This is a genomic window from Streptomyces sp. NPDC001606, assembly GCF_053596835.1.
Window position 1 is genome coordinate 106162 of sequence record NZ_JBSFHC010000008.1, and the last position, 13877, is coordinate 120038.

Genomic DNA, 13877 nt, shown 5'->3' on the forward strand with positions numbered 1-13877 from the left:
AACGGGGCATTCACGGAACGCCGTCGGCCCGCCGGGAGTCTTGCGGGACAAGGGGGAACCACCACAGAACACACGGGGGTGTTCATCTTGACCGACCTCATCGCGGGAACCGTCGAAGCAGCCGGACAGCATCCGGAACACGGACCGGAGGGGGCGGAACAGCCGCCGGTCACGGCCGAACTGACGCCGTACCTCGCGCCGCTGACCGTCCCGCCCGTCCTGCGCCCGGCCGCCGGCGACGTCCGGCACGAGACCGAGATCGCCCAGCGTCCGACCTGGGTGCGGCTGCACCCGCAGCTGCCGCCGACCCTGATGTGGGGTTACGAGGGCCATGTGCCCGGCCCGACCATCGAGGTGCGGCGCGGACAGCGCGTCCGGATCGCCTGGACCAACCGCATACCGAAGGAGTCCGAGTACCCGGTCACCGCGGTCCAGGTGCCCGCCCGCGCGCCCGGCACCCCGCCCGCCTCCACCGAGCCCGGCCGCGAGGGCGTCGAGCCGGACAAGGACGTCGCCGCGCTGCCCGCCTGGACGGTGACCCATCTGCACGGCGCCCAGACCGGCGGCGGCAACGACGGCTGGGCGGACAACGCCGTCGGCCACGGCGACGCCCAGCTGTCCGAGTACCCGAACGACCACCAGGCGGTGCAGTGGTGGTACCACGACCACGCCATGAACATCACCCGGTGGAACGTGATGTCCGGCCTGTTCGGCACCTACCTCCTCCGTGACGACGAGGAGGACGCCCTCCACCTGCCTTCGGGCGAGCGGGAGATCCCGCTGATCATCGCCGACCGCAACCTCGACACCGACGAGGACGGCCGCCTCAACGGCCGGCTGCTGCACAAGACGGTCATCGTCCAGCAGAGCAACCCGGAGACCGGGAAGCCGGTCACGCTGCCCTTCACCGGCCCGTACACCACGGTCAACGGCCGCATCTGGCCGTACGCCGACGTGGACGCGGCCTGGTACCGCTTCCGGCTGCTCAACGCCTCCAACGCGCGCATCTACGACCTCGTACTGATCGACGAGGACGGCACACCGGTGCCCGGGACCGTGCACCAGATCGGCAGCGACGGCGGGCTGCTGCCGCGCCCGGTGCCCGTCGACTTCGACGCGGACCTGCCCGCCCTGACCGCGGCCCCGGCCGAGCGGTTCGACCTCCTGGTCGACTTCCGGGCGCTGGCCGGCCGGACGCTCAGGCTGGTGAACAAGGGCCGCAACCAGCCGGCCGGGGTGCCCGACCCGGCCGGGGACGTGCGCCACCCCGACGTCCTGGAGTTCCGGGTCCGGGACGCCTGCGAGGAGGACACCTTCGAGCTGCCCGCGGTCCTCTCCGGCTCCTTCCGCCGCCTCACCCACGACCTCCCGCACGGCCATCGCCTGATCCTGCTGACCCCGCCGCCCACCAGGGGCAGCGGCGGCCACCCGGAGATCTGGGAGATGACCGAGGTCGAGGACGCCGCCGGACTGACCCTCCCGGCCGACGGCATCGTCCAGGTCACCGGACCCGACGGCACCACGAAGACCTACCGGCGCATCGCACGGACGTTCAACGACGGTCTGGGCTTCACCGTCCCCGAGGGCGGCTACGAGCAGTGGAGCTTCCTCAACCTGGCGCCGATCGTGCATCCCATGCACATCCACCTGGCCGACTTCCAGCTGCTCGGCCGGGACGCCTACGACGTGTCCGGCTTCGACCCGGCGGTCGGCGGCACCCGCACCCCGATCCGGTACGACACCGGGCGGGTGATCCCGCTCGCCCCCAACGAGCGGGGCTACAAGGACGTCTTCCGGGTGCCCGGCAGCCAGCTGCTGCGCGTCATGGGCCGCTTCGACGGCGCGTACGGCCGGTTCATGTACCACTGCCATCTGCTGGAGCACGAGGACGAGGGCATGATGCGGCCCTTCGTCGTCATGCCGGCCGAGGCCATGAAGTTCAGCCACGACGCGGCGCACGGCGGCCATGGCGGCCATGGCGAGGGTCACACGGGCTGAGCGAGCCGCGCCGCCGCGTGCTCGACGGCGGCCCGCGCCAGCGCCCGGACGATCGGGTGCGGGCGCGAGCCGTCGCCGGCCAGCTCCGGCTGGAACAGCGACGCCAGGAAGAACGGGTGCCCGGGCAGTTCGGCGACCCGGACCCGGCCGTCCTCGTCGTGACCGGAGAAGCGCAGGCCATGGGCGCGGAGCGGGTCGAGGCGGCGGGAGGGCCCGTATGCGCAGAAGTACCGCTCGACCGTGCGCGCCGAGCCGATCACGGACTCGGCCAGGGAGCCCGGCTCGATGACCACCGCGGCCTCGTGCCCGACCAGCGAGCAGGCCAGCGGCTCGATGAGCGGATCCTCGGCGCCCGGGTCGTTCTCGGCGTGCGCGGCCCCGCTCAGCCCGCACACGTTCCGCGCGTACTCCAGCAGCGCGTGCTGGAAGCCGCCGCACGTGCCGAGGAACGGAATGCCCTCCTCGCGCGCGGTCCGTACGGCCGCGAGGACGCCCGCCTCACTGCGGTACGGGCTGCCCGGCAGCACCCACACCGCGTCGAAACCGCGCACGGCTCCGTCGGCCTCGGCGTCCTCGGACGGGATCCAGTAGGCGTCCAGGACCAGCCGGTCCTGCGCGGCCAGCGCCTCCAGCAGGAGCGGCACACGCGTGTGCGACACGACGTTCGGGGAGCGGTCGCCGACGAGGGCGACGGTGGCGGTGTTCGTCATGGCCCCATCCTCGGCTCGGCCACTTGTTCACGTCCAACGATGATTCATGCACGGTCGATAAGCAGAGCTGATGGTGCAGGCCCCGCAGGGTGGGATCCTGAGCCGCATGGACCCCCATCTGCTGCGCACGTACGTCACCGTGGCGCGCCTCGCCTCCTTCTCCGCGGCCGCCCGCGAGCTGGGCTACACCCAGTCGGCGGTCTCCCAGCACATCGCCGCGCTCGAACTGGATCTGGGCGCGGCCCTGCTGACCCGGCGTCCGGTCACGCCCACGGCGGCCGGGGAGCGGCTGCTGGAGCACGCGGGTCCCTTGCTGCTGCGCCTGGACGCGGCCCGCGCGGATGTCGCCCGCATGGCCGCCGCGCCCGCCCAGGGCCTCACCCTCGCCACCACACCCACCGCCCTCGGTGCCGCCGTCCTCGCCGCACTGCCGCCCTCCGGCGTCACCCTGCGCGTGCTCACCCGCGAGGAGATCCCGGCCGCCGTCGCGACCGGCACCGCCGATCTCGGCCTCGTCGACGGGCTGGCCGCGCCGAGCGATCCGCTGCGGCTGTCCGATGTGGCACCGCTGAGCACCCACGGCGTCGCCGAGGAGCCCGTGAGCGTCCTGCTGCCCGCCGCCCACCCTCTCGCCGGCCGCCCCGGCCTGCGCCTCGCCGACCTGAGCGACGCCCGCTGGCTCGACGCGCCCGACGCCGCCCTGCCGCTACCGCAGCTGCGCGCCGCCACCGGTGGCGGCGCCTTCCGCCGCGCCCTGCGCTACGAGGGCACCGACCTGCGCACCCTCACCGCCCTCGCGGCCGCCGGCCACGGTCTGGTCCTGCTGCCCCGCTCGACCGCCGAGGCCGTACCGGGCACGACCGCCGTCCCCCTCACCGACCCCCGCCTCGTCCACCGCACGGAACTCCTCCACGGCGGAACCCCGAGGGGAGCGGCGGCCCAGCTCATGAGCAGGCTGGTGCCGGATGCATGAGGGGGTGCGGGCGGCGGAGGGGGCCACCCGCGGGGGGCGACGAGCACCCTCAGGGGATGGATACCCTGCACCACGCTCCGGCCAGTCTCACTCGTTCGTGTCTTGTCGCGGCCCGGCGCCCCGGGTAGGCACCAGCCGGAGGCGAGCGAACCATGGAACAGACTGCGTTGCGTCCCAAGCCGATGCCCGGACAGGACCCGCGTGACACCGGCACCCCCGGCCCCGCCCGCCGCCCGCACGCCGCGCGCCGGCGCGGCCGGCGGCTGCGGACCCTGCTGTTCGGCCTGTTCACCGGCGCCGTGCTGGTGCTGTCCGGGGTCGGCATCGGAGCGGTCGGCGCCACTGTGATCGGCATGAGCAGACTCGCCGAGCTGCAACGCCCGGAACCGAGGCCCGCCCCCTCGACCGGACCCGGCCCCGCCGCCACCCAGAGCCCCGCCCCGGCAGGGCCCGCGGCGACCCTGGGCGTGGAGGCCGTCGACGCCGGGAAGGTCGGGGCGCTGGTGGTGGGCGTCCATGTGCCGGGGCCCGGCTACACCGCCGGTCTGGTCCGCGGGGACGTCCTGCTCCAGTTCGGCGCCGTCCGGGTCGACACCGCGGCCGACCTCGCCCGCGCGGTGGCCCACGCCCGGCCCGGCAGCGGCGTGCTGCTCACCATCCGTCACAGCAGCGGGGGTTACGAGCAGTTGACGGTGGTGCCGGGAGTGGTGATCTGACCGGGCCGGCCAGGTCAGGCCGGTCCCGGAAAACCTGCTGGGGCTCACCACCCGTCCCGCGCGTCATGACGGTCCCATGCCCCGGGGCCACCTCGGCGCGGACCGCGTCCCGCCCGACGCCGTGCGACCGGCTCGCGGGGCCCTGTGCTTCCGGGCAGGATGCTGCCCGAGAGACATCCCCGCCCGCTTCTCCCGTCCGCTACGGAGGCCAGTCATGACCGGTAGCGCGCCCGCGCCCTTCAACGCCGCCGACTACCGGGCCCGTATGGAACGCGCCGCCCGCTCCGCCGCCGACGCGGGCCTCGCGGGCCTGCTCGTGGCACCCGGCCCGGACATGGTCTGGCTGACCGGCTACACGCCGACCGCGGTCACCGAACGGCTCACCGTGCTCGTCCTCGCCGCCGGCCGTGACCCCGTCCTCGTCGTGCCCACGCTGGAGGCGCCCGACGCCGAGCAGGCGGCCGGCGCCGCCGCGCCGGCGCTGCGCGACTGGACCGACGGCAAGGATCCGTACGCCGTGACCGCCGCCCTCCTCGACGCCCGCGGCCGGTTCGGCATCAGCGACAACACCTGGGCGATGCATCTGCTCGGCCTGCAACGGGCGCTGCCCGACACCTCCTACGCCTCCCTCACCGACGCCCTGCCCATGCTGCGCGCCGTCAAGGACGCCGCCGAGCTGGAACTCCTGGCAGCCGCCGGAGCGGCTGCCGATGCAACGTTCGAGGAGATCCGGAAGGTTCCCTTCGCCGGCCGCCGCGAGTCCGACATCGGCCGCGACCTCGCCGACCTGCTGCGCCGCTTCGGCCACTCCCAGGTCGACTTCACCATCGTCGGCTCGGGCCCCAACGGCGCCAACCCGCACCACGAGGTCGGCGACCGTGTCATCCGGCACGGCGACATGGTCGTCCTCGACTTCGGCGGGCTGAAGGACGGCTACGGCTCCGACACCACCCGCACGGTCCACGTCGGCGAGCCCACCGAGGAGGAACGCCGGGTGCACGACACCGTGCGCGCCGCCCAGGAGGCGGGTTTCCGGGCGGTACGGCCGGGCGTGGCCTGTCAGGAGGTCGACCGTGCCGCCCGCGCGGTGATCGCCGACGCCGGGTACGGCGAGTACTTCATCCACCGCACCGGGCACGGTATCGGCGTCACCACGCACGAGCCGCCGTACATGATCGAGGGCGAGGAGCAGCCGCTCGTGCCCGGCATGTGCTTCTCCGTGGAGCCCGGCATCTATCTGCCGGGCCGTTTCGGCGTGCGGATCGAGGACATCGTCACCGTCACGGAGGACGGCGGCCGCCGTTTCAACACCACCACGCGTGAGATGGTCATAGTGGACTGAGAGGCTCAGGAGACACACCCTCGACGACACCCGGAACGGCGACATCCGACCATGACCGAGGCACCGACACCCACCGCGGAGACCGTCCGCAGACTGGTCCGTTCGCTGATCAAGGACAGCGGCGACAAGGCGGCCGGCACCGCGGGACCCGACGTCCGTCCGGTCCGCGAGGGCCATGAGTACACCTGGTACGTCGGCACCCGCCAGGTGCTGCGCCTGGCGCCCGACCGGGAGGCCTCGGCGCTGCGCCGCAGGGAACTGCGGCTGCGGGACCTGGTCCGCCCGCATCTGCCGCTCGCCGTCCCCACCAGCGTCGCGCACGGCGACTGGGCGCCCGGTCTCGCCTACACCCTCGACACCAAGGTGCCCGGCGGCACGGCCGACGAGCACGACGTCTCCGCCCTCGGCGAGGCCGACCTCGCCGGGCTGCTCACCGGGCTGCGCGCGGTGCCCGCACGCCAGGCCGAGGCGCTCGGTGTGCCGCGCACCGCCCCGCGCTCGCTGGAGGCGCTGCGCCGGATGGCCGTGCACGCGGCGGAACGGCTCGCCGCGGCCGACGAGTTCGACGCCGCCCGGCTGCTCCAGCTCACCCCCGCGGGCGCCGCCCAGCTCGCCGCGCAGCCCGGCACCGCCGTGCTCACCCACCACGGGCTGACCGGGGAGCACGTGGTGGTCAGCGCCGACGGCCGGGTGCGCGGCATCCTGGACTGGACCCGGGCGGCCGTGGGCGACCCCGCCGAGGACATCGCCGGACTCGCCCTCGCCGTCGGCTCGCCGGCCGCCGTCCGCGCCGCGACCCTCGCCGGGTACGGCGCCCGCCCCTGCCTGCGCGGCCTGTGGCTCGCCCGCTGCGACACCGTCATGCGGCTCACCGACCACATCGAGGGCCGCGCGGGAGGCTCCCCGACCCTGCTGCGAACCCAGCTGCGGCGGGCGTGGGAGCCGATCCTTCTGGAACGGGTGACGGACTTCAAGGAAGACACCCCTGACCCGTGACGGCCCCCTGCCCCGACGAGCCCGCGCACACCGCCCTTCCCGCGACCCCGTCGCCGTGCAGCACCCTGTCTCAGGGCTGGGTCAGCACCACGGAGGACTCTGCCGGGAGGTGGAGCAGGCCGTCCGGGCCCGGGGTTGACACCGGGGACCAGGCGGCGAGGACCTCCACCCGGGCGGTGCCCAGCGGGATCGCCGCCGGCTGCTTGCCCAGGTTCACCGCCACCCGTACGTCGCCGCGCCGGAAGGCCAGCCAGCGGGCGTCCTCGTCGTAGGCCACCTTGATGTCGGTGAGGTCGGGATCGGTGAGGTCGGGCTGGTCCCGGCGCAGTGCGATCAGCTCCCGGTACCAGGCCAGCACGCGCGCGTGGGGGTCGCGGCCGGGTTCCGACCAGTCCAGGCAGGACCGCTCGCGGGTCGCCGGGTCCTGCGGGTCCGGGACCTCCTCCGCGGCCCAGCCGTGCGCCGCGAACTCCCGCCGCCGGCCCTGTCGTACCGCCTCGGCCAGCTCCGGATCGGTGTGGTCGGTGAAGAACTGCCAGGGCGTGCCGGCCGCCCACTCCTCGCCCATGAACAGCATCGGTGTGAACGGCGCCGTCAGCGTCAGCGTGGCCGCGCAGGCCAGCAGACCGGGGGAGAGGGACGCCGCGAGCCGGTCGCCCTGGGCGCGGTTGCCGACCTGGTCGTGGGTCTGGCTGTAGCCGAGCAGCCGGTGCCCGGCCACGCGCGCGCGGTCCAGCGGACGCCCGTGGCGCCGGCCCCGGAAACTGGAGTAACCGCCGTCGTGGAAGTACCCGCCGGTGAGCGTCTTGGCGAGCGCGGCGAAGGGGGCCTGGGCGAAGTCGGCGTAATAGCCCTGCGACTCACCGGTCAGCGCGGTGTGCAGCGCATGGTGGAAGTCGTCGTTCCACTGGGCGTGCAGGCCCAGGCCCTGCTCCGCGCGCGGGGTGATGAACCGCGGGTTGTTCAGGTCCGACTCGGCGATCAGGAACAGCGGGCGCCCCACCTCCTCGGCGAGCCCGTCCACGGCGGCCGACAGCTCCTCCAGGTAGTGGCACGCGCGCGTGTCGTACAGCGCGTGCACCGCGTCCAGCCGCAGCCCGTCGATCCGGTAGTCCCGCAGCCACGCCAGCGCGCTGCCGACGAGGAAGGCCCGGACCTCGTCCGAACCGGGCGCGTCCAGGTTCACCGCCGCACCCCAGGGGGTGGTGTGCGTATCCGTGAAGTACGGCCCGAAGCGCGGCAGATAGTTGCCGGACGGGCCCAGGTGGTTGTGCACGACGTCCAGCACGACGCCCAGCCCCAGTTCGTGCGCCCGGTCCACGAAGCGTTTCAAAGCCTCGGGGCCGCCGTACGGCTCGTGCACCGCCCACAGCGACACCCCCTCGTACCCCCAGCCGTGCCGCCCCGGGAACGGGCACACGGGCATCAACTCCACATGTGTCACGCCCAGTTCCACCAGGTGACCGAGGCGGTCGGCGGCCGCGTCCAGGGTGCCCTCGCGGGTGTACGTGCCCACGTGCAGCTCGTAGAGCACCGCACCCGGCAGCCCGCGCCCCGCCCACGACGCCCGCCACGCGTACCGTCCGTGGTCCACGACCGCGCTCAGCCCGTCCGGGCCGTCCGGCTGGCGGCGCGAGCGCGGGTCCGGCAGCACGGGACCGTCGTCCAGCGCGAACCCGTACCGGGTGCCGTCCTCGGCCTCCGCCTCCCCCGTCCACCAGCCCGCCCGCGCGGGATCGCGCGCCAACGCGCGCGTGTCGCCCGCGTACTGGAGCGTCACTCGGTCTGCCTGCGGTGCCCACACCTCGAACTGCACGGACGGTTCCCCTTCGTCTGTGATGGATCGCCTGCTCACCGTGATGTCCCGCGGTCCCATCGTGCCGCCAGGACGATCGATCCGCCTCCGCATTCGATCCCTTTCCCGATCGGTGTCGTGGCAGTACTCGCAGGTGGGCACCGATTCCACGGTTTCTGGACACCAGGGGTTCACTGACCGACAATCACCTCCGTGACGTCGTCCTTCGAGTTCCCCACCTATCCCGCGCGGCTGTCCGACGCGCAGCGCGACAAGGCGTTGCAGGTGCTGCGGGACGGTGTCGCGATGGGCCGCATCTCGCACGACACGTTCGTGCACCGCATGGAGCTGGCGCTCGCCGCCCGCCATGCCGACGAACTCGCCGTCCTCGTGGCCGACCTGCCCCGCGAGAACCGCCTCTCCCGGGCGGTCCTCGGCACCGTGGAGGCCGTCTCCGGCTTCACGGTACGGCTGCGCCGGGCCTGGCAGGCCGAGCGGCTGCCCAAGCTGCTGCTGCCGCACCCCGCGCAGCGCGGACCGCTGCGCATCGGCCGCGACCCCGCCAGTGGGCTGCGCCTGACCCACGAGACGGTCTCCCGTGAGCACGCCGAACTCCGGCGCGAGGGCGAGCTGTGGGTCCTGAGGGACCTCGGTTCCACCAACGGCACCACGGTCAACGGCCGCCGCGTGATCGGCTCGGTCGTCGTCCGCGAGGGCGACCAGGTCGCCTTCGGCAGAATGGCCTTCCGGCTCGCGGTGAGCTGAGCGCCGCCGCCCCGCGTGCCCGTGCCTCTGGGGGGGCGCGTGTGTGTTCGGGCCCGCCGGGTTCGAACTGGCGCTCCGCCACGCGCGCGTGCGGTCTCCCGATCGGGTGAGGCCGGGAGCGGCGCGCTGCGGAATCCGCGCCGCCGCGCCGATGCTTCGGGGATGACACATCCCACCAGGCTCACCGGTCCCACTTTGCTCCCCGGCCGCATCCGTCCTGTCCGAACGGCCGCGGCCGCCGGGGCGCTGCTGGCGGCAGCCGGCCTCCTCGCCGCCGGCCCGGCCCGGGCGGCGGCCCGCGACTCCGGACCCCTGTCCGGCTCCGTCGACCGGCTGTATCTGACGGTCACCAGGGGCGACGCCTACACCCACGACACGCGCGGCACGCTGCTGCTGTGCGACCCGCCGCAGGGGCACGCGCACGCCGCGGAGGCGTGCGCCGAACTCGCGGCCGCCGACGGCGACATCGGCCGCATCCCGCCCCGCAACGTCTTCTGCACCATGCTCTACGCGCCGGTGACCGCCCACGCGCGCGGGTGGTGGCACGGACGGCCCGTCGCGTTCCGGCAGACGTACACCAACACCTGCGTCATGAACGCGCGGACAGGCTCCCTCTTCGCCCTGGACGACTGAACCCCGCCGGGGCCGCCCGCGGTGGCTCAGGCGTCCTGCTGCCGGGCCTGCCGGGCCGCCGCGAGCACCGTCCGGGACTGATGCTCCACCTGGTGCTCCAACGGCACCCAGCGGGCCCGGAAACGCACCGCGAAGGAGTCGCACCAGGAGACGACCAGCCGCTCCAGCCGCGGTGCCGCCCGGTCGTCGGCCTCCCGCAGCACCCGCAGCAGCATCGCCGCCGCCCGCAGCGGCAGCCGCCGGCCGAAGGCGTCCACGCTGCCGATGTACGCCATCGTGCCCGCCGCCGGAGGCGTCTGCACCCAGTCCTCGGCCAGCCCCGGCACCAGCTCCAGCACCCAGCGCGCGGCCCGCAGCAGCGGACCGTCCGCGCCGTCGAGGCGGGGCAGCGCGTCGGCGAGTATCCGCTCCACCTCCAGCGCGTCCCGCCGCAGCCGCCCGGCCAGCCGCTGCATCGCCACCGCGGGCGCCGGATGCGGCGCCGGATCGTCCACCAGGTCGCTCGCCCACATCGGCACCTCCACCACGGCCGTCAGACCGCCGTAGCGGTGCGCGTGGTACCAGGTGCTGTGCCGTGCGTCGTCCGGCATGCTCGGGTAGGCGACGCCCGTCTCGGGCCCCGGCATGACATGCACCCCCGGCCCCAGGACCGGCCAGCCCGCGGCGTCCGAGGCGCCCGTCTCCACCGGAATGTGCAGCTCCGCCGCGGACTTGGCGAACGGCTCGGCGAGGCCCGGCACGTCCCGCGTCAACTGCACCCAGCTGCCGCCCAGATCGGTGCCGTGCAGCGTCACCTGGAGGTACGGGCGCAGCTCGTCGATCACCCCGGTCAGCGCCCGTGTCTCGGGCGGCAGCCGGTCCGGAGGCAGCACCGACGGCGACCACTCCGGCTGCTCCGCGCCCGTCGGCCGGTAGAAGCCGAGGTGGTAGTCGAGCAGGCTGCGCGGCGCCGGCGTCACATGCAGGCTCGCCCCGTCCGGATCCGCGCACAGCAGGAAGTGCCAGGAGACGCCGGCCCGCAACTCCCGCTCGGCGACCACCCGTTCGGCCAGCACGCGCAGGGTACTGCCACCGGTCGGCTCGTTGGCGTGGGCGCCCGCGACCACCAGCACCGCCCGGCGCGCGTGCCCCACCGACAGCAGATGGAGCGGCCGTCCCGCGCGCGAGAGCCCCACCTGGCGCAGCGTGCACAGCCCGGGTGCCCGAGCGGTCAATGCCCGGGCAAAGCCGACCAGTTCGGGAACGCTGGGGTAGCGCAGCTCCGGCAGGAGACTCACCCCCGATTAGTCCGCCCGGCTTCGCCCTCCCAGTCCCGCACGGGACGGGTGAACTGTCAAGGACACGGCGGGGGAGGCGCCCGGGGGCGCCCGGACGCGAACCCGGAACGGTGACGCGTCCCCTGCGTTCCCCGGCACACCTCAGGAGGCGCGGCACGGCTCGCGGGCCTCAGCAGCACCACCCCCGGCGCCTCCGGCGCATCCGCCCTCCCCCCTCACCGCGCCCGGCGGAGCCGCGCCCGCCCTCCGGATCGGCCTCGGCCCGCGGATCCGACCGGACGGTCGCACCGGCCGGTTCAGTCCTCCGGGGCGCGCTCCAGCAGGGCGACCGGCAGCCGTTCGAAAAGCTCCGCCACGCGCGCGTACCCGGAGAACTCCCGCCCCGGGTCGAGCAGACCGGTCCAGCGGCCCGGCGGCAGCGGCAGCCGGGTCTCCCGCCAGCCGCCCGCCTCGGCGAGCCGCAGCGGCAGCCGGGTCACCGCCGTGACCACCTCGCCGGAGCGGGCGAAGGCCACACAGTGCTCCGCCGCCGGGCCCTCGGCGGCCAGCGGGTCGTACGTCCCCGCCGGGCCGAAGGCGCCCGGCCGGCGGGCCCGCAGCCGCAGCGCCGCCGCCGTCAGCGCGTCCTTCTCGCCCGGCAGCCCGGGCGGGAAGGACACCACCCGCCGGTTGTCCGGGTCCACCAGTGCCCGGTACTCGCCCTCCGTGCCCTGGAACACGTCCGGCACGCCCGGCATCGTCAGATGGACCAGCGCGGTGCCGAGGACATTGGCCCGCACATACGGCTCCAGCACCTTGCGGAACGCGGCCACCCGCTCGCCCGGCGGCCCGCACGGCCCGGCCCCGACGAACGCCGTCACCGCCTCCTCGTACGGCGGCTCCTGCTCCGTCCAGCTGGTGTACAGACCGGCCTCGCGCACATGCTTCAGCAGCGCCCCCCGGACCCGCTCCTCCTCGGCGGGGCCCAGCCCGAACACCGTCTGCCAGGCCGCCCAGGCCAGCTGTCCGTCCGGCACGATCGACTCGCCCCGGCTGACCTCGGCCAGCAGCTGCGCCCACCGCCCGGGGCACTCGGTGAGCACGGCCAGTGCGGCACGCACATCGGCGCTGCGCTTGGTGTCGTGCGTGGAGACCACCGTGCCGGTGGCGGGCCAGTCGCGCTGCACGCGCGCGCAGTACGCGTGGAACTCCGCCGGGGACACCCCCGGGCGGCCCGGATCGCCGCCCACCTCGGTCGCCGACAGCAGCGGCACATAACGGTAGAACGCGGTGTCCTCCACCGACTTGGCGCGCAGCGCCGACGCCGTCTGCGCGAACCGGGTGAAGAACTCCACCCGGCCGGCGTGGTCGGGGGCCGACGGGTCACCGTGCGGCTCCAGGAGCAGCCGTCGTACGACGTCCACCGCGTCGGCCTCCTCGGGCACCACGAAGGCATGCCGGGCCTCCTCTGCCGCCTCGGCGGTGACCACCTCGGCCACCTCGCCGCCGGCGTACGGCCGGTACACCCGCAGCCGCACCAGCAGCTCCTCCAGCGCGGTGCGCAGCGCCCAGGGCGCCCGGTCGCGCAGCGAGAGGTCCGGCGAGGTGGCGCACAGCCGGGCGGCGACCCGGGTGAGCCGGTCCGCCTCGGTGGCCAGCTCGTGCCGGAGCACCTCGTAGGCGGCCCGGCGGGCGGTGGCGTCCCAGTCGCCGCCCCGGTCCGTCTGCGGGGCCGCGAACCGCCGGTACTCGGTGAGGAGTTCCGCCGCCCCGGCCGGGTCCGTGAACAGGCCGTCGACGTGCCGCAGCGCGTCGTAGCCGGTGGTGCCCGCGACCGGCCAGGAGACCGGCAGCCGTTCGCCGTCGGCGAGGATCTTCTCCACCACCGTCCAGCAGCCGCCGGTCGCCTCGTGCAGCCGGGTGAGATAGCCCTCGGGGTCGGCGAGGCCGTCCGGGTGGTCGATCCGCAGCCCGTCGATCACGCCCTCCCGCACCAGCTGGAGGATCTTGGCGTGGGTGGCCTCGAACACCTCCGGGTCCTCGACCCGCACCCCGATCAGCTCCGAGATGCTGAAGAACCGGCGGTAGTTCAGCTCGGTGCGGGCCAGCCGCCACCACACCGGCCGGTACCACTGCGCGTCCAGCAGCTCCGGCAGCGGCAGCTCCTCGGTGCCGGGGCGGAGCGGGAAGACGTGGTCGTGGTAGCGCAGCACGTCCCCGTCGACCACCAGGTGCGCCAGCTGCTCGCCGACCGGCCCGCCGAGCACCGGCAGCAGCACCTGGCCGCCCTGCGCCTCCCAGTCGATGTCGAACCAGCGCGCGTACGGCGATCCGGGCCCCGCGCGCAGCACCTCCCACAGCGCCCGGTTGTGCCGGGGCGCCATCGCCATGTGGTTCGGCACGATGTCCACCACCAGCCCCAGACCGTGCTCCCGCGCGGTCCGCGCCAGTGTGCGCAGGCCCGCCTCGCCGCCCAGTTCCTCGCGCACGCGCGCGGGGTCGACGACGTCGTAGCCGTGCGTGGAGCCCGGTACGGCCTCCAGGACGGGGGACAGATGCAGGTGCGACACGCCGAGCGACGCCAGGTACGGCACGGCGGCCGTGGCGGCGGCGAACGGGAACGCGGGCTGCACTTGCAGCCGGTAGGTGGCCGTGGGCACCTGGGGCCGGGGGCGCGCAGAGGTCATGGAAAG

Annotated in this window: 11 protein-coding genes; 7 read left to right on the forward strand and 4 right to left on the reverse strand. The window is 74.6% G+C overall.

Going from position 1 to position 13877, the window contains the following annotated elements:
* Positions 1-180 precede the first annotated feature (180 nt).
* Entirely contained in the window at positions 181-1998 is a 1818-nt protein-coding gene (gene phsA, locus ACWCV9_RS17190) for an O-aminophenol oxidase PhsA (protein WP_450787697.1), read from the forward strand.
* Here the strand turns inward: phsA and ACWCV9_RS17195 are convergent.
* A complete protein-coding gene (locus ACWCV9_RS17195) occupies positions 1986-2708 on the reverse strand; it encodes a CTP synthase C-terminal region-related (seleno)protein (RefSeq protein ID WP_450787496.1) in 723 nt (240 codons plus the stop codon). The genes phsA and ACWCV9_RS17195 overlap by 13 nt on opposite strands.
* Before the next feature lie 106 nt (positions 2709-2814).
* On the opposite strand from ACWCV9_RS17195, the gene ACWCV9_RS17200 reads away from it, so the two are divergent.
* The 4 genes from ACWCV9_RS17200 to ACWCV9_RS17215 all read left to right on the forward strand — a co-directional run bounded on the left by ACWCV9_RS17200 (position 2815) and on the right by ACWCV9_RS17215 (position 6735).
* Entirely contained in the window at positions 2815-3681 is an 867-nt protein-coding gene (locus ACWCV9_RS17200) for a LysR family transcriptional regulator (RefSeq protein WP_450787498.1), read from the forward strand.
* A gap of 152 nt (positions 3682-3833) precedes the next feature.
* On the forward strand, positions 3834-4397 hold the full coding sequence (locus ACWCV9_RS17205) for a PDZ domain-containing protein (protein ID WP_450787500.1): 564 nt from the start codon (positions 3834-3836) through the stop codon (positions 4395-4397).
* 214 nt (positions 4398-4611) lie between these two features.
* Positions 4612-5739: an aminopeptidase P family protein gene (locus tag ACWCV9_RS17210; protein WP_450787502.1), complete on the forward strand. Its 1128-nt coding sequence runs from the start codon at positions 4612-4614 to the stop codon at positions 5737-5739.
* Between the two features lie 51 nt (positions 5740-5790).
* Complete coding sequence (locus ACWCV9_RS17215) at positions 5791-6735, forward strand: aminoglycoside phosphotransferase family protein (RefSeq protein ID WP_450787504.1); 945 nt, start codon at positions 5791-5793, stop codon at positions 6733-6735.
* A 70-nt stretch (positions 6736-6805) separates the two neighbouring features.
* Here ACWCV9_RS17215 and treZ read toward each other — a convergent pair whose 3' ends face one another.
* Positions 6806-8551, reverse strand: coding sequence for a malto-oligosyltrehalose trehalohydrolase (treZ, locus tag ACWCV9_RS17220; RefSeq protein WP_450787506.1), 1746 nt, complete (start codon positions 8549-8551; stop codon positions 6806-6808).
* A gap of 192 nt (positions 8552-8743) precedes the next feature.
* On the opposite strand from treZ, the gene ACWCV9_RS17225 reads away from it, so the two are divergent.
* Together ACWCV9_RS17225 and ACWCV9_RS17230 are read left to right on the forward strand one after the other, a co-directional pair.
* A complete protein-coding gene (locus tag ACWCV9_RS17225; protein WP_450787507.1) occupies positions 8744-9295 on the forward strand; it encodes an FHA domain-containing protein in 552 nt (183 codons plus the stop codon).
* A 162-nt stretch (positions 9296-9457) separates the two neighbouring features.
* Positions 9458-9928 (forward strand): SSI family serine proteinase inhibitor, encoded by a 471-nt coding sequence (locus ACWCV9_RS17230; protein WP_450787509.1) that lies wholly within the window; start codon positions 9458-9460, stop codon positions 9926-9928.
* 26 nt (positions 9929-9954) lie between these two features.
* Here the strand turns inward: ACWCV9_RS17230 and ACWCV9_RS17235 are convergent, their stop codons facing one another.
* Complete coding sequence (locus ACWCV9_RS17235; RefSeq protein ID WP_450787510.1) at positions 9955-11205, reverse strand: M14 family zinc carboxypeptidase; 1251 nt, start codon at positions 11203-11205, stop codon at positions 9955-9957.
* Between the two features lie 296 nt (positions 11206-11501).
* Positions 11502-13871 carry a malto-oligosyltrehalose synthase gene (gene treY / locus ACWCV9_RS17240; protein ID WP_450787512.1) on the reverse strand — a complete coding sequence of 790 codons (2370 nt, stop codon included), beginning with the start codon at positions 13869-13871 and terminating at the stop codon, positions 11502-11504.
* Positions 13872-13877 lie beyond the last annotated feature (6 nt).